Genomic DNA, 19850 nt, shown 5'->3' with positions numbered 1-19850 from the left:
AGCGCCCGTCCGCACGCGAATCCGTCAGCCGCCGGGGCGCGGCCGGCTCGCCCGCCGGGTGAGGCGCAGCACCGCGTCCTCGGTGCGGTCGCCGAGCGCGAGGGTGGCGAAGCCCTCCGGCGGCCGTCCGGCGCGCAGGCAGGCGTAGACGGCGGAGGCCAGGACGGTGGCGTCGTCCAACCGGCCGGTGGCGGACACCTCCACCGTCCGGCCGTCGCGCAGACCGGCCCGACAGCCGCGACCGACGACGGTGACGGCGGCGAGCAGACAGCCGGGGTAGCGGGCGAGCGTGTCGTCGATCCACCGGTCGGCGGCCACGACGGTGTCGGCCGGATCCCGGCGGACCAGGACGGATGCGCTCTCCGGCCACTGCCGGTCGCGCTCGTCGTCCGCACAGGACAGATGGCGGAACGGCCCCTCGAGGGCATCGCCGCGCGCCCCGCAGGAGCGGGCGGCCACCGCGGCCGGGGTGCGTTCGACGGATATCCGCGGGCCGTCCGGTCCGTCGGGGTCCTCGGTGAGGGAGGTGTGGACGTGGCAGGCGGTGGTCGGTTCCGGGCGGTCCTGCGGGACCGGTGGCTCTGGTGCGCGGCGCGGTGGCGGGCCGGCCGGCTCGGAGAGGTCCAGCAGGTCGTAGACGGCGGATCGCAGGAGCGCCAGGGCCCGACCCGGGGCGGCGAAGGCGCTCTCGCCGACCTTGCGCAGCCGCTCTGCGGTGTCGTCGCCGGCCGCCCGGCCGCTGCCGAGTGCCCGCTCGATCTGCGGTCGCAGCGGCGCGTCGGGATGCAGGCGCGGGGCGATCCGGCCCAACTCCGCCATGGGGGTTCCGGCGACGGCCTCGTCGTCGCCGAACGCGCCGAGCAGCAGGGGGGTGCCGAGCGCCGCTCCGTAGAAGGTCACCGACCCGTGGTCGCCGATCAGCAGGTCGGCGGCGAGCAGGGTGGCCTGCCAGCCGGCGGTCGGTGGAATGGTCAACAGTCCGGCGTCGTGCGCGGAGTCGAGGTGCGACCGGAGGGCCTGACGGCCGTGGGCGGAGGTGATGTTGGGGTGGGTGACCAGCGCCACGGCGTAGTCGTCCAACGGGAGTTCGGCGAGCAGACGGGCCGGGAGAGCGGCGTCCCGGCCCAGGACCGAGTGGTCGCGCCAGGTCGAGCTGAGCATGATCAGGCGGCGCCCGTCCGCGACCCCGAGCGCCCGGCGGTACTGTCCGCGCAGGGCCCGTCCGTCGAGCAGTGCGTCATAGCAGGGGTCGCCGACGAGCAGGGTGCGACCGGCAGTCGCGGGGTGGGCGGCGGCGAGCTGGGCCGCCTGGTCCGGGTGGGAGATCGCGAGCCGGGCGCGGCCACTGCGCAGCAGCTCGTCCGGGACGACGCCGGCCAGCCGGTCCCGGTCGCTGCGGGAGTCGGGGACGACCTTGTGGAAGCCGACGCCGTGCGGCAGCACCAGTACCGGGCAGGTGTGGGGCGCGGTGGTGAGGTCGGCGTTCTCGGTCGCCGTGATGATCAGGTGGGGATCGATCCCGGGAAGCTGGTGCCACGGCAGCACCCGGGCACCGACCGAGCGGAGCAGGGCGTGGACGCCGTCGTTGAAGGCGGAGGTGGGATCGAAGGCGAAGACCAGATGGACCCGCGGGTCGTCGCGCAGCACCGGGCGGAGGACGTCGAGGACCCGGACGGTGGAGGTGACGGTGCGGGCGACGGCGACGACCAGCCGCTCGCCGGGGAAAGTCCGCCACCGTTCGGGATCGTCGCCCACCGGCACCCGCAGCGGCGGCAACAACCCGTGGGTGGTGTCAGCCGCAGCCGCGGACGCCCCTCCACCGACGCCGCCGCTCCCGCCCGGCCCCGGCCCCGGCCCCGGCCCCGGCCCCGGCCCCGGTTCGCGGTTCGCGGTTCGCGGTTCGCGGTTCGCGGCCAGACTGCGATTAGCGCGTATCACCGTATTCCGCAACCCCTTGATGGTGACGCTCACCGACGGCCGGGCCACCGGTGAGCGGACGTGTCCGGGGCCCACGGTAGTTCAGCCCCGGCGCCGCGCCGGGGCCAGGGCCGGGCCTCAGGCGCCGTCGGGCTTCCGCCTGCCGCCGTTGAGCCGACGCAGCCGCAGCGACGCCGGGCCGAAGCCGAGGGGGCGGGGCAGCCGGCGGGGAGCCCGCTCGGCGTCGGGGCCGGGGCCGGGGCCGGCCGGCGCGGCCGGGGACGGTGGCACGGTGAGTGCCGCGGCGGGGGCGGTGAACAGGGACGGCAGGTCGGACGGCGCGTCCGTGCTGTCCGGGGTGTCGAGGTCCGGCGACCGCACCGCGGACGCCGCTTGCGGGGTGAACGGGCGCGGCAGACGTGCGATCGGGACGGCGGGGGTGACCACGTCGACGTAGGCGCGGCAGACCGGTGGCAGGCCGGCGGCCGGGGTGCGCAGTCCGCTCATGGCGCCGCGTACGACGCGGCTGGCCAGCGACGTCCGGGGCGCGCCGGGGCGCGGGGACGGCACCGGCTCGGCGCCGGTGGCCAGCACCCACGGAGCCTCGACGAGCCCGCCGACGGTGCGCTGCACCCTGCGGGCCAGCGCGGGGTCGTCCAGGCCGTACCGCCGCAGCGCCGCGCGCAGCGCCGCGGCGCCATGGGCGGCGAGCGACAGCCCCTGGCCGTAGTCCGGGTTGACCGAGGCCACGGCGCCGCCGAGGGCGAGGAACCCGCTGGGCCAGTGCGCCAGTTGCTCGTAGCGGTGGCGGCGGCTGGAGGTGTCGCGGGTCAGCCGCACCTCGCTCAGTGGCTCGGCGTCGGTGACGAGGTCGGCGATGGCCGTGTGGACCCCGCGGGCGAACGGCACGAAGCGGTCGGCGCGTTCGGAGGGGCGCTCGTCGCCGGTGCCGGCGCCGGTGAGGGTGACCAGCCAGCGTCCGTCCTCGATGGGGACCAGCGTCGCCGTCCGGGCGGCCGGGAGCAGGGATTCGGGTGCGGGGGCGCTGCCGGCCGCGCCGCCGGCCCGACCGTGGCCCGAACGGGCGGTGAGCACCGAGCAGTTCTCGTATCCGGCCGGGACGCGGAAGACGCGGGTGGCGCAGACGATGCCGGGGTCCCGGACGTCCTCGGGGACGGTGGGCAGCCCCAGCGCCGACAGCCGGTCCGGGGTGGTGGAGGAGCGGCCGGTGGCGTCGACCACGAGATCGGCGTCCAGGCGGTACGTTTCGCCACTGGTGGTGTCCCGGACCCACACGCCGGTGACGTGTTCGGCGGTGCCGGTCAGCCGCTCGGCGTCCGTGCCGTCGAGGACCCGCACCCCGGGGAGGGCGGGCACCTGCTCGCGCAGGACCCGGTCGAGCAGATCACGGGAGCAGGCGAACACCTCCCGGGTACGGGCCCGTCGGACGGGCCGGCCGGGCGACAGCGGAGCGGTGGGCTCCGACGGCATCGGGAGCAGACGGGCGCCCGCGGTCAGCCAGCCGTCGATCGTGCCGGGCAGCAGGCTCTCCACGACGCGGGCGCCGTCCGCCGCCAGTAAGTGGGTGTGCCGCGGCTGCGGAAGATCGGTGGGCAGCACGGGGGTCCGCGGCAGCTGCTCCCGCTCGACCACGACCACATCGGCGTACTCGGACAGCGCGGCGGCGGCGAGCATGCCGGTGAATCCGCCGCCGAGCACCACGGCGAGGTACGGGTGCGTGAATTGGAGCCCGGCGCTGGTCGTACTGCTCGACGCGTTCATGGGCGGTCCCTTTCTCGGCGGTGGCGCGCGAGCCCCTGGCGGGGCCGGGCCGCGTCCAGAAAGGGCGGCGCGGCGTACGGCCGGGCGTGGCGGCGCGCGGCGGCGATGACGGCGTCGGCGGCGTCGGTGACCCGTGTGGTCAGCGACGGCAGGGAAGCAGACGCGGTCCGCAGCATGCGCAGAGGTGCCGGCGGAAGAGGCAGAGCCCGTTGTGGGTCCCGGCAGGCCGGTGCGAACGCCGGCCTGCCGCCCCCCGTTTTCCCCATCATGATTCCCCCTCAGGCCGTGCCCGCCCCGGCGAGACCCGAGCCTCGTCCTCCGCCACTCCCCACCCGGGTCACCAGGTGGGACGGGCCGGCACCGCTGCCTCGCGCGCCATGCTCCGCCCTGGGGAACGCGGCCGTCGGATCTCGTCAACGGCGGACACACGTCCGGATCGTAGGCGGCGGCGATCACTTCTGGTAGCCGGAATCGAGTGAGAGATGTGTGGGAGCCACCCGCCGTATACCGCCGGGTAGATCTACACCAAAACGGCGCAATGGACTGAAAACGCTCCCCTGTTTTCTCGCGTAGCGAGAAAACCTCCGGGAATCGGGGGCGGCCGGAAGTCCATCGGTCCCGAAAAGTCCGAAGGGTTGGCGCGAAATGATCGGGATGCGGCGGGTCGGCCGCCGCCGTGCCTACCCTGTGCGGGCACCGCACCGGAGAATCTGAGGGAGAGTCGTGCGCGCGATCGTGATGCGAGAATTCGGCGGCCCGGACGTGCTCCGCCTGGAGGAAGCCCCGGAGCCGACGCCCCGCGCCGGGCACGCGCTCGTCGACGTCACCCTCGCCGGTGTCAACTACGCCGATGTGCACGTCCGCGGGGACACCTACCTCGCCCCGGTCGAACTTCCCTACATACCCGGCAACGAGGTCGTCGGAACCGTCGACGGCGGCCGGCGGGTGGTCGGGCTCACCCGCGGCGGCGGATACGCGGAACGGGCCCTGCTGCACCGCCGCGTCACCTGGGACATCCCCGACACCGTCAGCGACGAGCAGGCGGTCGCGCTGGCCCTCCAGGGCAACAGCGCCTGGCACCTGCTCTTCACCGCGCTGCGCCTCACCGAGGGCGAGAGCGTCGTCGTCCCGGCCGCGGCCGGCGGGGTCGGCACGCTGGCCGTCCAGCTCGCGGCGCGTGCCGGCGCGAAGGTCATCGGCCTCGCCGGCACCGCGGCCAAGCGTCAACTCGCCCTGGACCTGGGCGCCCACGCGGTCGTCGACTCCACCGCCGAGGACCTCACCGAGCGCATCCTGGACGCGGCCGGCGGCCCGGTCGAGACGGCGCTGGAGATGACCGGCGGCGCCACCTTCGCCCGGACCCTGGCCGCCGTCGCACCGCGCGGCCGGCTCGCCGTCTACGGCTTCGCCGGCGGCGAGCTGGCGAACGTCTCCACCCGGGAACTGATGGAGCGCTCCCTCACCGTCTCGGGCTTCTGGCTGCCCCAGCTCTACGCCGACCGGACCGCGCTGCCGACCTCCATGCGGGCGCTGTTCGACGCCGTCGCCGACGGCTCCCTCACGACACTGACCGGCACCACCTACGCGCTCGGGGACGCGATGCGGGCGCACCACGACCTCGCCGCCCGCACACCGACCGGGAAACTCGCCCTCGACGTCACCCGCTGACGCCGGTGCCCTCAGGGGCGGGGCACCGAGCACCGCACACGCCGTGCGCCTTCGGGCGCGGATCACTGCCAAGGGAGAGAGCACACGATGGGCCATCGCACCGCAGCGTCGCAGTCCACGGCTCCGGAGGCCGCGCAGCGCACCGGCCAGGCATCCAAGAGCGCGGCCGCCGCCGGCTCCCGGACGTCGGGATCCGGCCATGCCGAACGGGTCTTCCTCGTCCAGACCGCCTTCGCCGAGCTGGGCGGATCCGCCCACGGGCCCGGTGAGATCGCGGAGTTCACCGGCCTGGACGACTCCGTCGTCTACCGCATCCTGCAGTCCGGCATCTACCAGCGAATCTTCGAGCGGGTGGACCGCGGCCTCTACCGGCTGCGGACCTCCGCCGCCCAGCTCGCCTTCACCGCGCTCGACCACCGGCTCGACGGCGCGCAGACGGTCCTCGCCGAACTGCGCGAGGCAAGCGACAACGGGCTGGTCTTCCTCTACATGGTGGCGCCGTTCTCCGGCGCGCAGCGGCAGTGCGTCGACATGGCCGTCGGCGACTCCGACCTCGCCGAACTGGGCATGACACCGCGCGACGTGCTGTCCGTGACCCGCTCCCTGCGCACCGGCGCCTCCGGGCGCACCATCCTCGCCTACCTCCCCGAGGTCCTCCAGCAGCGGGTGCTGGCCGAACCCGTCCCCGAACAGGCCGGCCCGGGCGTCTACCGGGACAACGACGCGCTGCTCGCCTCCCTGGCGGAGGTCCGCGACCTCGGCCACGCGCTCGGCTACGAGGAGTGCATGGCCGGCTGGAACTCCTGCGCGGCACCGATCATGTGGGACGGGGCCATCATGGGCGCGGTGCTGCTGCTCAAGCAGAAGACCGTGATGCCGGAAGCCCCCGTCAGCGTCATCGAGGCGACGAAGGAGGCGGCGGCCGTGCTCAGCCGCCACGGAGCGGCCGGGCCGGCGCACAGCTGAACCCGGATCGCGGCGCACGGCCGGGCGGCTGTTCATGAGGCCGTCTGCCTCTCTACCGTGGCACCACGCGCGGCACACGGCGCGCACGACATCCAAGGGGGTCCGATGGAAGCGGAATTGGTGGCGCTCGCCACGGCCGGGGCGACGACGCTGGTGCAGCAGATGGCGACCGAGGGCTGGGCCACGGTCCGCCGGCGGATGGCCGCCGTGCTCGCCCGCCGCCGCGGCGCGGAGGAGGAGGCGGAGGTCGAACGCGAGCTGGACCAGGCGCGCACCGACGTCATCAGCGCCCGGGAGGACGGCGACGAGGAAGTGCCCCAGGGGGTGGCCGTGGTCTGGAAGGCCCGGCTGCGGCGGCTGCTCGCGGAGGACCCGGCCGCGGCGGCCGAACTGCGCCGACTGCTCGACGAGGTGGCGCCCCAGGGCACCCAGAGCGTCGTGCGGGACGTGCACAACACGATCAGCGGCGGTGTGATGACCGGTCCCGTGGTGCAGGCCGGCGTCGTCTTCGACCACCGCGGCACCCCGCCCGGCGGACCGCACTCCCGCTGACCCCGGGGGCCCGCTGTCCGCCGGCGGGGCAGAATGGCCGGGTGCGGCTCGAAGCGATCACCTGGGAACGGCTCACCGACGCGCTCGCCGCGCGCATCGACGCGCTGACGGCGCACGACGGGAGCCCCTGGCTGCGGGTGGCGGTCGACGGGGCTCCCGCAGCCGCCCCCGGCGACCTCGCCGGGCGGCTCGCCGAGGCGCTGCGACTCCGGGGGCGGGCGGTGCACAAAGCCGGCGCCCACGGCTTCCTGCGGCCCGCCTCGCTGCGCTTGGAGTACGGCCGCGAGGACCCGGACGCCTACTACGACGAGTGGTTCGACCGGCGGGCCCTGTGGCGCGAGATCTTCCAGCCGCTGGAGCCGGGCGGCACCGGGCGGGTGCTCCCCGACCTGTGGGACCCTGAGGCGGACCGGGCGACGCGCAGCGCCTACGTGGAACTGCCGCCCGGCGGCTTGGTGTTGCTGCACGGCCCGCTGCTGCTCGGGCAGTGGTTCCCCTTCGACCTCTCGGTGCACCTGAAGCTGTCGCCGGCGGCGCTCGCCCGCCGCACCCCGGAGGACCAGCGCTGGACGCTGCCGGCGTTCGCCCGCTACGAGGCCGAGGTCCGACCCGAGGAGTCCGCGGACGTCGTCGTCCGGGCCGACGACCCCCGCCGGCCGGCCTGGGGCGGAGCGCCCGGCTGACCGGTCGGGCCGCCGGGCGAACAGTCGGCGCGCGAACCGCGCGAACCGCGCGAACCGCCCGGGACGGGCCGCGACCGCGGTGCCGCGCGGACAGTCCCCACTCGACTCCCCTGCCCCGCAGCCCTCTTGAGGTAACTCCGGATGCGTCCTGGTCCCGTACATCGCGCCCCCTCCCGGGCGATCCCGGCGACCGCCCCGCTGAAAAAACCGTACGGCCGACCACTGACAGTCGACCGCGGACGGCCGAACGCGTCCCGCTGATCAGCGCGTTCGGCACGGCCGGTAGCGTGCGGGGGATGACCACTTCGTTCAATGCAGCAGACGAGCACGCACCGTTGCCCGGCAGCCAGGGGCCCACCGCCACCGTCGAGGTCCCGCCGCGTGCCGTCGGCGCCGTGGCGATGACCTACGCCCCCGACCCGGACGGCGACCCGGACCCCGGCGAGATCGTCTGGACCTGGGTCCCGTTCGAGGAGAACGACGGGCGCGGCAAGGACCGACCGGTCCTGGTCGTGGCCCGGGAGGCGGCGGGCACGCTGCTGGCCGTGCAGCTGTCGAGCAAGCGGCACAACGAGGACCGGGACTGGGTGGCGATCGGCGCCGGCCCGTGGGACCGCGCGGGGCGCGACTCCTGGGTCGCCGTGGACCGGGTGCTGCGGGTCCACCCGGACGGCATGCGGCGGGAGGCGTGCGCGCTCGACCGGGGCCGCTTCAACCTCGTCGCCAACCGGCTGCGAGAACTCCACGGCTGGCGCTGAGGCCCGGCGGGTCGGGGCGCGGCGCCCGGGTGGTCAGGCGTCGGCCAGCGCCAGCAGCTTGGTGACGGTGTTCCAGTTGCGCGCGGTGGCCGTCACCCCGAGCCGGGCGCGGCCGACCGCCTCGGCGAGCCTGGAGCGCCCGCTGCCGCCCGGGCACCACAGGAACAGCTCGCGGCCGATCAACCGGAACTGATCCGGCGCGTAGGCGGCCTGGTCGAGCGCGTCCAGCCGGGCGGTGTCGGTCGGCGCCTCCGACAGGAACGTCACGTGCAGGGTCTTGGGCTCCGGCACGGCCGACGGGAACGGATTCCCGGCGACCGTGGCGGCCAGCTCGTCGCGGGTCCGCACGAGCACCGGCACCGTCAGGCCCAGCTCGGCCGCGATTCGCTCCTCGAACCGCCGGGCGGTCTCCTTTGGCGGCGTCCCCGGATCGGCGAAGACGATGTTTCCCGTCTGCAGCAGCACGGTGACGTCCGCCAGCCCCAGGGAACGGGCCAGCTCCAGCTGGCGGGCCTTGGGGAAGGAGTTGTGGCCTCCGACGTTAATACCGCGGAGCAGGGCGATCTGACGGGACATGCGCGGCCCTTCGTGGAACGGTGCCGGCCGGCGGGACGGATTCCGGTGGCACGGACGGGATACGGGACGGAACCGGCCGGACGGCGGCCGGGCCGGCGCTCAGAACAACGGAGCGGGCAGCACGCCCTCCAGGGCCAGCAGTAGCCGCTTGGTCTCCAGGCCGCCGCCGAAGCCGCCGATCCCGCCGTCGCTGGCGACGACCCGGTGGCAGGGAACGACCACGGGGAGCGGGTTGGAGCCCATCGCCGCACCCACCGCCCGGGCCGCGCCCGGCTCCCCGACCCGGTCGGCGAGGTCCTGATAGCCGACCACACTGCCGTACGCCACGCCGTCGGCCAGCGCGTGCAGCACCCGGGCGTTGAAGCCCCCGGACAGCGACCAGTCCAGCGGGACCGTGAAGGTGCGCAGCTCGCCGGAGAAGTAGCGGGCGAGTTCGGCGGCGGCCGTCGCCAGATGCGGTATCTCCGGGAGCGGCGGCCCGCCGAAGGCGTACTCCAGACGGGCCAGTGCCCGCCGGGCCTTCCGCTCGTCGGCATGGAAGACGACCTGGACCAGGCCCTCCCGGGTCGCCGCGAGCAGCAGCGGGCCGATCGGGGTCCGAAGGTGCGTCCAGGCCCAGTCGCGGCGGGCCGGGACGGCCGCCTCCGGGGCGGCGTCCGGCGCCGCGGCCGGCGCTGGACCGTGCTCTGTGTTCGTCACGTGCCCAGACTAGGACCGGCCACTGACAACGCGGCGGGGAACGGTCCGACGGCCACCGCCGGACCCGCTCCCGACCGCGCCGGGACGGTCAGGAGTCGGTGCCGCCGAGCGCCTTGCGCACCACGTCGGGCTTGTTGCTGATGAGCCCCTCGACGCCGAGGTCGGCGGTGCTGACCGCGGCCTTGGCGTCGTCGACGGTCCAGGTGTAGAGCTCCAGCCGCCGGTGGTGCGGGCCCCGGAGCGCGTGCACCGCCTTGACGTACTTACGGGTGACGGCCGTGTGGGGCGGATTGATCTGGTCGCAGTAGGCGGCGTACTTGGGCAGGTCGGCCACCGAGGGGCTGCCCAGGAAGCCCGTCTTGATCGCCGGGTTCAGGCGGTGGACCTTCTTGATCGCGTCGGCGTTGAAGCTCTGGACGATCAGGCGGCGCTTGAGGTGCTCCTGGTCGAGCCAGCCGTCGTGGCGCAGCTCCCGCAGCGCCTGCCGCTCGATGCCCGGGTAGAGCTCGGGGTTCTTCAGCTCCATCAGCAGATTCTGGCCGTTGTCCTCGACCTCTTCCAGGTAATCCTCCAGGGTCGGCACCCGCTCGCCCTTGAACTTCGCGCCGAACCAGCTGCCCGCGTCCAGCTTCTCGATCTCACGGAGCGTGAAGTCGCCGACGTTCCACGAGGAGCGGTCCGGGAAGACCTTCTTGACGTTGGTCGTCCTCGCCAGCGAGGTGTCGTGCAGGACGACCAGCTCGCCGTCCTTGGTGCGCTGGACGTCGTTCTCGACCCAGGCGATGCCGAGCCGGCTGGCCGTGTCGACCGAGGCGAGCGTGTTCTCGGGCGCGTACGCCGCGGCGCCGCGATGGCCGACCACCACAGGGGGGTGCCCATGGGCCGCGGCCTGGGCGCCCGTGGTGGGCAGGGCGAATGCGGACAGACCCATGAGCGCGCCGGCGACGGCGACGACGGGGCGAATACGCATACGGACTCCTCGTGACGTCGTGGAAGTGAGCTGACGTGAAGTGAGGTGAACGGGGCGGACGGTCGGAGGCTCGCAGCCGGGCCGGAGGGGGAGGGGGACGTGCGGTGGACGGACGCTGAACGAAGAATGGCTGGTATTCCGTGCGGAGCGTCGCAGTTGCAGGGTGCCCGAAATGGCCGTGCAGCAGACATACGTCCCGACGTCGTCCAACTTGCCGGAGCCGCGGCATCCGCGCATCTCGGCCGACGGCGAGTCACCCGTCGCGCATATGACCGTTTTTGCCGGCCGAGTCCAGGGCATACCCCGTGGCCGGCCGCGGCGACACCGGTCCTCGGCCGCCTCCCCGGCTGTCATGATCGTGCCGGGCGGTGCCCCCCACCGTCCGGCCGCGGGCCGGTCCGCTCGCCTCGCCGGTCCGCAAGCCCTCGGGAAACCGCAGGTCAGATCCGATGCGGCACCGATTGTCAGTGGCGGGTCGTACGGTGGATCCCATGCGGCCCGTTTCAAAGATCGAACGCACGGTGGCGCCCTTCGAGGTCGTCAGCTCCTACCAGCCCAGCGGCGACCAGCCGGCGGCCATCGCCGAGCTGGACCGGCGCATCCGCGGTGGTGAGAAGGATGTCGTCCTGCTGGGTGCGACCGGTACCGGCAAGTCGGCGACCACCGCGTGGATGATCGAGAAGCTGCAGCGCCCGACGCTGGTGATGGCGCCCAACAAGACCCTCGCGGCGCAGCTCGCCAACGAGTTCCGCGAACTGCTGCCGAACAACGCCGTCGAGTATTTCGTCTCCTACTACGACTACTACCAGCCCGAGGCGTACGTCCCGCAGTCCGATACGTACATCGAGAAGGACTCCTCCATCAACGAGGAAGTCGAACGGCTGCGCCATTCCGCGACGAACTCGCTCCTCACCCGGCGGGACGTGGTCGTCGTCGCCTCGGTGTCCTGCATCTACGGCCTGGGCACGCCCCAGGAGTACGTCGACCGGATGGTCCCCCTCAGGGTCGGCGACGAGATCGACCGCGACCAGCTGCTGCGCCGCTTCGTCGACATTCAGTACACCCGCAACGACCTGGCGTTCACCCGGGGCACCTTCCGGGTCCGCGGCGACACCATCGAGATCTTCCCGGTCTACGAGGAGCTGGCCGTCCGGATCGAGATGTTCGGCGACGAGATCGAGGCGCTGTCCACCCTGCACCCGCTCACCGGCGAGGTGATCAGCGAGGACCAGCAGCTGTACGTCTTCCCCGCCAGCCACTACATCGCCGGCCCCGAGCGCATGGAGAAGGCCATCGCCGGGATCGAGGCCGAGCTGGCCGACCGGCTCGCCACCCTGGAGAAGCAGGGCAAGCTGCTGGAGGCCCAGCGGCTGCGCATGCGCACCACGTACGACATCGAGATGATGCGGCAGATCGGCTCCTGCTCGGGCATCGAGAACTACTCGAGGCACATGGACGACCGTGAGCCGGGCTCGGCGCCCAACACCCTCCTGGACTACTTCCCGGAGGACTTCCTCCTGGTCATCGACGAGTCGCACGTCACCGTCCCGCAGATCGGCGCCATGTACGAGGGCGACGCCTCCCGCAAGCGCACCCTCGTCGACCACGGCTTCCGGCTCCCGTCCGCGCTGGACAACCGGCCGCTGAAGTGGGAGGAGTTCCTGGGCCGGGTCGGTCAGACGGTCTACCTCTCCGCGACGCCCGGCCCGTACGAGCTGTCCCGCAGCGACGGCTTCGTGGAGCAGATCATCCGGCCGACCGGCCTGGTCGACCCGGAGGTGGTGGTCAAGCCCACCGACGGGCAGATCGACGACCTGGTGCACGAGATCCGCAAGCGCACCGAGAAGGACGAGCGCGTCCTGGTCACCACCCTCACCAAGAAGATGGCGGAGGACCTCACCGACTACTTCCTGGAGCTCGGCATCCAGGTCCGCTACCTGCACAGCGACGTGGACACCCTGCGGCGGGTGGAGCTGCTGCGCGAGCTGCGGTCCGGCGAGTTCGACGTGCTGGTCGGCATCAACCTCCTCCGGGAGGGCCTGGACCTGCCGGAGGTCTCCCTGGTGGCGATCCTGGACGCCGACAAGGAGGGGTTCCTGCGCTCCGGCACCTCGCTGATCCAGACCATCGGCCGGGCGGCCCGTAACGTCTCCGGCCAGGTCCACATGTACGCCGACAAGATCACCCCGGCGATGGAGAGGGCCATCGACGAGACCAACCGCCGCCGGGAGAAGCAGCTGGCGTACAACAAGGAGAACGGCATCGACCCGCAGCCGCTCCGGAAGAAGATCGGCGACATCGTCGCCACCCTCGCTCGCGAGGAGATCGACACCCAGGAGCTGCTGGGCAGCGGCTACGGCAAGCCCGGCGACAAGGACGGCAAGGGCAAGGCGCCGGTCCCGGCGCTCGGTGGGAAGGCCGGGAAGGCGGGCAAGGCCGCCAAGGGCAAGGCCGCCAAGGGCGGCGAGGTCCTGACGGACCGGCCCGCCGCCGAACTCGCCGACACGATCGAGGAGCTGACCGAGCGGATGCGGGCCGCCGCCGCGGAGCTGCAGTTCGAGGTCGCGGCCCGGCTCCGGGACGAGGTCAGCGAGCTGAAGAAGGAGCTGCGGCAGATGAGGGAGGCCGGACTGAAGTAGCGGCGGGAGCACCGGCGGAGCGACGGCGGCCCGCCCCGGGGCACCGGGCGGGCCGCGGACCTGCCCGGATGCGTTGCAGATCCGCCACGATGGCCGGGCTCGGCGCGCTCGGGCCCGGCTCCCTGCATAGGGTCGGGGACAGCGCCGTCGGACCGGCGGGCCGCGGACGGCGAGAAGCGACCCGTACGACCCGTACGACACGCAAGGGGAGAACGATGACGGCGGAGCTGGTCCGGGGGCAGAACCACCCGCTGGACCGCACCCGTGTGGAGATCCGGATCGCGGCCGACGGGCCCGTCCTGGCCGGGGTCACGCTCGGCGACGAACAGGGCCGGTTGTCGGGCGCCGAGGCGGTGGCCCATCCGGGCGCGCCCCGCCGCGCGGGCGTCGAGGTGCCCTCCGGGCCGGCCGCCGTACAGCGCATCGCCGTCGATCTCGGTGTGCTGCCCGGCGCGGTGCACCGGGTGAGCGTGCTGCTGGCGCTGCCGGGCGGGCCCGGCGCACCGCGCGGCTTCGGCGCCGCCGCCGCGCCGTCGGTCGCCGTGACGACCCCCGACGGCATCCTCCTCGCCGGGTACACCGTCACCGGCCTGGGCCCCGAATCCGCGCTGGTCGCCGTGGAGCTGTACCGGCGACAGGGCGCCTGGCGGATCCGTGCCGTGGGCCAGGGGTACGCCGGCGGGCTGGCGGAGCTGCTGCGCGACCAGGGGCTGCCGGGGGCCGCGGAGCTGGCCGCGCGGATCGAGGAGGCGACCGGCACAGGACGCGCCCCGGCGGTGGCGGCCCCCGACCCGTCGGCCGCGCCCGATCCGGTGCCGGCGGTCCGCCCCGAGCGTCCGGCCCCCGGGCCCACCGCCTTCGCCCCGGAGACCGAGTCCCTCGCCGGTGTTCCCGACGCCCCGGCGGTCGGCCTCGGTGCCCCGCCGGCCGGCGCCCGCCTCGACTACCGCCACCCCCGACGCCCCACCGCCTCCACGGCCGCCCCCGCGCCCGCTCCCGCCCCGCCCGTGGCAGCCGGCGGCCCGGACGGCCCGGCCGCCCCGGTCGCCGGTGACGCCAACGGCTGGAGCATGGAGGAGCGGCTCTACAACCAGGTCCGGGGCATGTTCGAGGACCTGGCCCGGTCGGTCGCGGCGTACCGCAGCGCCGCCGGCTTCGCCGCCTCCCGTCTGGAGCGGGAGCTCGACGAGGCGCTCGCCGACCCCCGCGCCCGTCTGGGCGGCGCCACCGAGGCCGCCCGCGTCGCCGCCCGGGACCGGCACGCCGACCTGGTCGGCCGGGCCCGCGCCGTCCTCGACCGCGACCTGGCCCAGCTCGCTGCCGAGTCGGAGGTGGTGGAGCCCGCGCTGCCGCCCGCGCTCGCCCGTTGGGACAACCCGGTGTGGCACGCCTACGAGGTGCCGCGGCAGCCCCCGATGGCGGTCCGACTGGGCGATCTGCACCTCCCCGAGGCCCCGGAGCTGCGCATTCCGCTGCTCGTCCGGCTCCCGCTGGAGCGCGGACTGTGGATCGACAGCGGTCCCGGGCCGTATCCCCGTGCCGGGCGGGACCCCGAGCGGGAGTTCGGCCGCCGGGAGCTGGGCAGCGCGCTGACCGACGCGGCGCCCGACGAGGCCGCGCTGGGGCGGCTCGCCCTGGAGACCGCCGTTGCGGTCGCCGCCCGGCTGCTGGCCGCCCACCCGCCGGGCGGATACGCCGTCCAGGTCCTCGACCCCGCCGGCTCGGCCGGGCCGGCGCTGGCCCCGCTGCGCGAGAGCGGCGCACTGCCCGAGCCTCCGGCCGCCGGTGCCCGGGGCGTGGCCGCGGTGCTGGAGGCGCTGACCCGGCGGGTCGACCTCCTCCAGATGGCGGTGCGCCACCGTGCGACGGAGGCCCTGCCGCCGGAGCTGGATCCGGCCGAGCAGCTGCTGATCGTCCATGACTTCCCGCACGGCTTCGACGACCGCGCGCTGAACCAGCTGCGCTATCTGGCCGACGAGGGCCCCGCGGTCGGGGTCCACCTGATGATGGTCGCCGACCGGAGCCGGGCACGGGAGTACGGCCCGGTCCTGGACCCGCTCTGGCGCGCCCTGCTGCGGCTCACACCTGTCCCGGACACCCATCTCGCCGATCCGTGGGTCGGCCACGCCTGGACGTACGAGCCGCCGCTCGCGCCCCGGCGCAGCGAGGTGATCCGCCGGGTGCTGGACCGCGTCGCCGAGGCCCGCCGCGCCGCGGACCCGCAGACCGGCTGACACCGCCGTCACCAGCTCAAGGTCAAGCCACTCACCAGCGGTTTTATCCCTTCCTTTGCCATTTCATGAACCTCCTTTACCATTTCTTGTGCGGAGGGGCGTCGGAGTCCCCCGGCAGCGACGACGCTGTGTGTGCCGTATGACCTTGCCGGAGGAGCAGTGGACGTTTCCCTGAACCTGTGGGTGCTGACCATCCTTGGTCTGTGCGCCCTGATCGCCGTCGACTTCTTCATCGGCGGACGCAAACCCCATGAGGTGTCCCTCAAGGAAGCCGGTATCTGGACCGGTGTCTGGATGGGACTCGCCGTGCTGTTCGGGCTCGGCCTGCTGGTGTTCGGCGGGAGTGCGCCGGCCGGCGAGTTCTTCGCGGGCTTCATCACCGAGAAGTCGCTGAGCGTCGACAACCTCTTCGTCTTCGTCCTGATCATGAGCAAGTTCGCGGTGCCGGCCGTCTACCAGCAGCGGGTGCTGATGGTCGGGGTACTGATCGCGCTGGTGCTGCGCGCCGGGTTCATCGGCGCCGGCGCGGCGATCATCGCCAACTTCTCCTGGGTGTTCTACCTCTTCGGCGCGTTCCTCATCTGGACCGCCTGGAAGCTGATCCAGGAGGCGCGGGCCGGCCAGGAGGACGAGGAGTTCGAGGAGAACCGCTTCCTGAAGGCGGTCGAGCGCCGCTTCCCGTCCACCGACCGGTACCACGGCACCAAGCTGTTCATCGTGGAGAACGGCCGGCGGCTGATGACGCCGATGCTGATCGTCATGCTGGCGATCGGCACCACCGACGTCCTCTTCGCCCTGGACTCGATCCCGGCGATCTTCGGCCTGACCCAGGACCCGTACATCGTCTTCACCGCCAACGCCTTCGCCCTGATGGGCCTGCGGCAGCTGTACTTCCTGATCGGCGGGCTGCTGAAGAAGCTGGTGCACCTCTCCTACGGCCTGTCGGTGATCCTCGGGTTCATCGGCGTCAAGCTGGTGCTGCACGCCCTGCACGAGTCAGGGGTGGCCGTCCCGGAGATCAGCATTCCGGTCTCGCTGGGCGTGATCTGCGCGGTGCTGGCCATCACGACGGTGACCAGCCTGCGGGCCTCGCGGCGCGCGGCGGCGGCCGGGCCGGAGACCGGGGAGCCCGCGGTGTCGGCGGACGCGGACCGGTCGGACACCCGCCGATAACGGCACGGGCCCGGCGGGCGACGATCCGCCCGCCGGGCCCGGAACCGGGCGTTCGGCCGCTACCAGCCGCGCTCCTGCCACTCGGCGAGGTGCGGCCGCTCGGCGCCGAGCGTGGTGTCGGAGCCGTGGCCCGGATAGATCCAGGTCTCGTCCGGCAACGCGTCGAAGAGCTTGCGCCGCACGCCGTCGAGCAGCGTGCCGAACCGCTCGGCATCGCCCCAGGTGTTGCCGACCCCGCCGGGGAAGAGGCAGTCCCCGGTGAAGACGTGCGGATGGCCGTGCGGGTCGTCGTAGACCAGCGCGATGCTGCCCGGGGTGTGTCCGACCAGATGACGTGCGGTCAGCCGGACGCGGCCGACGGTCAACGTGTCGCCGTCCTCGACCAGCACGTCCGTGGGGACGGGGATGCCCTCGGCGTCGTACCGCCCGGCGTACGTCCGCGCGCCGGTGGCGTCGACGACCTCGCGCAGCGCGCCCCAGTGGTCGCCGTGCTGGTGCGTGGTGACCACGGACGCCAGACCGCTGTCACCGATCAGGGTGAGCAGCGTGTGCGGCTCGGCGGCCGCGTCGATCAGCAGCTGCTCGTCGGTGGCCCGGCACCGCAGTACGTACGCGTTGTTGTTCGTGGGACCGACCGCGACCTTCGAGATCATCAGGTCGGTCAGCTCGTGCACGTCGGCCGGTCCGCCGACCTTCACTGCTCCGCTGTAGGTCATGGCACCAACTCTAGAGCGGGGGGATGACCGGCAGCGGCGCGCCGTGGGTGTCCAGCAGGCCGCCGTCCGCGCGCCCGGTCAGCCAGCCGACCAGGTGCCGCGCCGAGCCGCTCACCACCACAGGACCGGCTGACGCCCCGTCGGTGGAACCGCCGCCTCCGGTGCGCCACCGGCGGCCGTCGTCGGCGTGCAGCTCCAGTGCCGTCAGCCCCGGGTGGCGGGCGAACTTGATCCCGGTGAGGAAGTCCAACTCGCTGTCCACGAAGTCGTCCGGCAGCTGCTCGACGGTGTAGCCGACGCCCAGGTCGACGTGGTGCAGTTCCACCTCGGTCAGCCGGCGCAGCGCCAGCCGATCGGCCCGCTCGACGACGCCGTTGCGCATCTCGACCTCGTACGCCCGGCGGTTCTCCGGCAGGGCCCGCGCCGCGGCATCGAAGCGGGCCGCGCTCTCCCCGAGGTCTTCCAGGTGGACCTTCAACGGACGGTCGGCGCGCCGCTCGATGTCCTCGTCGCGCGCCGCGGCGCTGGCGTACATCGGTGTGGGGACGCCGGTCCGCGCCCAGTTCAGGAGGTTGACCAGGGCGTCGGCGTTGCGGGCCAGATGGGCCAGGACGTGGCCCCGGGTCCATCCGGGGAGCAGCGACGGCTCGCCGACCGCGTCGTCGTCGAGCTTGCCCAGGGAGACCAGCAGACGGTCGGTGGAGTCGTGGACGGCGGCCACATCGCGCGCGAAATCAGGAGGGATGGTCATGGCTCGACGCTAGCGCTGCCCGGGCGGGTCCGGGAGACGGACGCAAACCTTCCGGGTGGCAATGAGGTGGTGACCGGTGGCACGAGTGGTGCGCGCGGGCGTGGAAGGGGCGGACGGGATACCGCCCTTCCCACGCCCGTACGCCGGCCGGGTCGTGCCCGCGAAGCGGACCCGGACCTATGCCGGTACCGGGGCGGGCACCCCGAACCACCGGCCCAGCGCCGCGTCCAACTCCTCGTGGTCGCCGGGCGCGTCGGCCGCCCACGCGGTGCAGCCGTCCGGGCGCACCAGGAGGCCGGCCAGGTCGGGCCGGTCCGGGCAGCCCGCGGTCACGATCCGCACCCGGTCGCGGTGGCCGGCCGCGCGTTCGCGCAGTGCCGGGTCGTCGGCGAGGTCGAGCAACAGGCCCTGGCCGCCGTGCAGATGGTCGGCGAGCCGGCGGCCGTCGGACAGCTCCAGGTCGGGGGCGCTGCGGCCGGTCAGCGGGTGCGTGCCGGGCAGGTCGTAGCGCTGCCAGACGCCGGAGATCTTCTTGACGAAGAAGGTGGTGGCGTCGGTCGTCCCGGACAGCTCGGCGATCACCTGGCGCAGCGCCCCGGCGTGCGACTCCGGCCGCATCAGCGCCACTTGGGCCCGGGTCCAGTCCAGCACCCACGCGCCGATGGGGTGCCGCTCGGCGGTGTAGGTGTCGAGCAGCCCCTCAGGAGCCCGGCCGTGCACCGTGGCGGCCAGCTTCCAGCCGAGGTTCATCGCGTCGCCGATGCCGAGGTTGAGGCCCTGGCCGCCGAACGGTGAGTGCACATGGGCCGCGTCACCGGCCAGCAGCACCCGGCCGCGGCGGTAGGTGGACGCCTGTCGGGCGTTGTCGGTGAACCGGGTCGCCGAGATCACCTTGGTGACCGTCACGTCCGGGACGCCCGAGACCCGGCGCAGCGAGGTCTGCAACTCCTCGGCGGTGATCGGGGCTTCGCGGTCCTTCGGCGGGCCGTCGAACTCCACGGTCAGGATCCGGCCGGGCATCGGCCCGTGCACATACGTCCCGGTGTCGGTCCAGTTCCAGCCGGCCCTCAGGGCGTCGGCGCCGGTCAGCTCCACGAGGGCCTGGTGGCCGGTGATCGAGGGATCGGTCCCGGGGAAGGGGAAGTCGGCGAGCCGGCGCACCGTGCTGCGACCGCCGTCGCAGCCCACCAGCCAGCCGGCGCGCAGCGACCCCTCCGAGGTGTGGACGTGGACGGTGCCGCCGTCGGTGTCGTCGGTGTCGAGGCCGGTGAGGGTCACCCCGCGGCGCACGGTGACGCCCAGTTCGGTGGCGCGTTCGCCGAGGATCCGCTCCAGGGCCTCCTGGGGTATCAGACCGACCTCGCCGGCCGGGCCGCTGTGGCCGAAGTCCGGGTCCGACTCGTCGAGCAGATCCCCGCGGAGCATGATGCCCGCGAAGTGCCCGGCGAACTTCGGCGCCGGCCCCGGTGCGGCGGCGCCGGTCGCCTGCCGTTGCCGGACGAAGGAGTCGAACCGCGCCATGGTGGCCTTCTGCACCTCCACCAGGGGCGGCAGCAGCCCGCGCCGGTAGAAGGCTTCCGCGCTGGGGGTGTTGATCGCCCCCGCCTTGATCGTGGTGTCCACCTCGGTCAGTCGCTCCAGGACGACGACCGAGACGTCCGCCAGTGCCAATTCGCAGGCGAGCATCAGCCCCACCGGGCCGCCCCCTGCCACTACTACGTCTGCGTCGCGCTTCATGAACAACAGTGTAGTGACTAAAAATTTAT

Annotated in this window: 17 protein-coding genes; 8 read left to right on the top strand and 9 right to left on the bottom strand. The window is 73.6% G+C overall.

Annotated features, from left to right (window positions below; all coding sequences use genetic code 11):
• Positions 1 to 24 precede the first annotated feature (24 nt).
• The 3 genes from JNO44_RS13305 to JNO44_RS13295 all read right to left on the bottom strand — a co-directional run bounded on the left by JNO44_RS13305 (position 25) and on the right by JNO44_RS13295 (position 3875).
• A complete protein-coding gene (locus JNO44_RS13305; protein WP_328285841.1) occupies positions 25 to 1779 on the bottom strand; it encodes a CDP-glycerol glycerophosphotransferase family protein in 1755 nt (584 codons plus the stop codon).
• A 276-nt stretch (positions 1780 to 2055) separates the two neighbouring features.
• Positions 2056 to 3699, bottom strand: a complete 1644-nt coding sequence (locus JNO44_RS13300; protein ID WP_205364217.1) for an NAD(P)/FAD-dependent oxidoreductase — start codon at positions 3697 to 3699, stop codon at positions 2056 to 2058.
• On the bottom strand, positions 3696 to 3875 hold the full coding sequence (locus JNO44_RS13295) for a hypothetical protein (RefSeq protein WP_039637517.1): 180 nt from the start codon (positions 3873 to 3875) through the stop codon (positions 3696 to 3698). Before JNO44_RS13295 ends, JNO44_RS13300 begins: the two co-directional genes overlap by 4 nt.
• A gap of 547 nt (positions 3876 to 4422) precedes the next feature.
• On the opposite strand from JNO44_RS13295, the gene JNO44_RS13290 reads away from it, so the two are divergent.
• From JNO44_RS13290 to JNO44_RS13270, 5 genes are all read left to right on the top strand, one after another.
• Positions 4423 to 5367 carry a quinone oxidoreductase family protein gene (locus JNO44_RS13290; protein WP_205364216.1) on the top strand — a complete coding sequence of 315 codons (945 nt, stop codon included), beginning with the start codon at positions 4423 to 4425 and terminating at the stop codon, positions 5365 to 5367.
• Positions 5368 to 5454: 87 nt separating this feature from the next.
• Positions 5455 to 6333 carry an IclR family transcriptional regulator domain-containing protein gene (locus JNO44_RS13285; RefSeq protein ID WP_205364215.1) on the top strand — a complete coding sequence of 293 codons (879 nt, stop codon included), beginning with the start codon at positions 5455 to 5457 and terminating at the stop codon, positions 6331 to 6333.
• A gap of 105 nt (positions 6334 to 6438) precedes the next feature.
• Entirely contained in the window at positions 6439 to 6885 is a 447-nt protein-coding gene (locus tag JNO44_RS13280; protein ID WP_205364214.1) for a hypothetical protein, read from the top strand.
• Between the two features lie 41 nt (positions 6886 to 6926).
• A complete protein-coding gene (locus tag JNO44_RS13275; protein WP_205364213.1) occupies positions 6927 to 7568 on the top strand; it encodes a nucleoside/nucleotide kinase family protein in 642 nt (213 codons plus the stop codon).
• 296 nt (positions 7569 to 7864) lie between these two features.
• Positions 7865 to 8326 (top strand): type II toxin-antitoxin system PemK/MazF family toxin, encoded by a 462-nt coding sequence (locus JNO44_RS13270; RefSeq protein WP_205364212.1) that lies wholly within the window; start codon positions 7865 to 7867, stop codon positions 8324 to 8326.
• Between the two features lie 33 nt (positions 8327 to 8359).
• Here the strand turns inward: JNO44_RS13270 and JNO44_RS13265 are convergent, their stop codons facing one another.
• From JNO44_RS13265 to JNO44_RS13255, 3 genes are all read right to left on the bottom strand, one after another.
• Entirely contained in the window at positions 8360 to 8902 is a 543-nt protein-coding gene (locus JNO44_RS13265; protein WP_205364210.1) for a DUF1697 domain-containing protein, read from the bottom strand.
• A 99-nt stretch (positions 8903 to 9001) separates the two neighbouring features.
• Positions 9002 to 9601 carry a methylated-DNA--[protein]-cysteine S-methyltransferase gene (locus tag JNO44_RS13260; RefSeq protein ID WP_039637524.1) on the bottom strand — a complete coding sequence of 200 codons (600 nt, stop codon included), beginning with the start codon at positions 9599 to 9601 and terminating at the stop codon, positions 9002 to 9004.
• An 88-nt stretch (positions 9602 to 9689) separates the two neighbouring features.
• On the bottom strand, positions 9690 to 10571 hold the full coding sequence (locus JNO44_RS13255) for a glycerophosphodiester phosphodiesterase (RefSeq protein ID WP_205364208.1): 882 nt from the start codon (positions 10569 to 10571) through the stop codon (positions 9690 to 9692).
• Positions 10572 to 11062: 491 nt separating this feature from the next.
• Between JNO44_RS13255 and uvrB the strand changes: the two genes are divergently transcribed.
• From uvrB to JNO44_RS13240, 3 genes are all read left to right on the top strand, one after another.
• A complete protein-coding gene (gene uvrB, locus JNO44_RS13250) occupies positions 11063 to 13210 on the top strand; it encodes an excinuclease ABC subunit UvrB (RefSeq protein WP_205364206.1) in 2148 nt (715 codons plus the stop codon).
• 215 nt (positions 13211 to 13425) lie between these two features.
• On the top strand, positions 13426 to 15444 hold the full coding sequence (locus tag JNO44_RS13245) for a TerD family protein (protein WP_205364205.1): 2019 nt from the start codon (positions 13426 to 13428) through the stop codon (positions 15442 to 15444).
• A 159-nt stretch (positions 15445 to 15603) separates the two neighbouring features.
• Positions 15604 to 16617 (top strand): TerC family protein, encoded by a 1014-nt coding sequence (locus JNO44_RS13240; RefSeq protein WP_205364204.1) that lies wholly within the window; start codon positions 15604 to 15606, stop codon positions 16615 to 16617.
• 59 nt (positions 16618 to 16676) lie between these two features.
• Here the strand turns inward: JNO44_RS13240 and JNO44_RS13235 are convergent, their stop codons facing one another.
• The 3 genes from JNO44_RS13235 to JNO44_RS13225 all read right to left on the bottom strand — a co-directional run bounded on the left by JNO44_RS13235 (position 16677) and on the right by JNO44_RS13225 (position 19821).
• Positions 16677 to 17333: an MBL fold metallo-hydrolase gene (locus JNO44_RS13235; RefSeq protein ID WP_205364203.1), complete on the bottom strand. Its 657-nt coding sequence runs from the start codon at positions 17331 to 17333 to the stop codon at positions 16677 to 16679.
• A gap of 10 nt (positions 17334 to 17343) precedes the next feature.
• The gene (locus JNO44_RS13230; protein ID WP_205364202.1) at positions 17344 to 18084 is read right to left on the bottom strand and encodes a maleylpyruvate isomerase family mycothiol-dependent enzyme; all 741 of its coding nucleotides are present in this window, start codon (positions 18082 to 18084) and stop codon (positions 17344 to 17346) included.
• 177 nt (positions 18085 to 18261) lie between these two features.
• On the bottom strand, positions 18262 to 19821 hold the full coding sequence (locus tag JNO44_RS13225) for an FAD-dependent monooxygenase (RefSeq protein ID WP_205364201.1): 1560 nt from the start codon (positions 19819 to 19821) through the stop codon (positions 18262 to 18264).
• Between the last annotated feature and the right edge of the window lie 29 nt (positions 19822 to 19850).

The organism is Streptomyces noursei (assembly GCF_016917755.1).
In the GTDB taxonomy this organism is placed as follows: Bacteria; Actinomycetota; Actinomycetes; order Streptomycetales; family Streptomycetaceae; genus Streptomyces; species Streptomyces yunnanensis.
The sequence above is the reverse complement of the archived record's forward strand: the minus strand, read 5'-3'. Positions and strand labels throughout refer to the sequence as shown.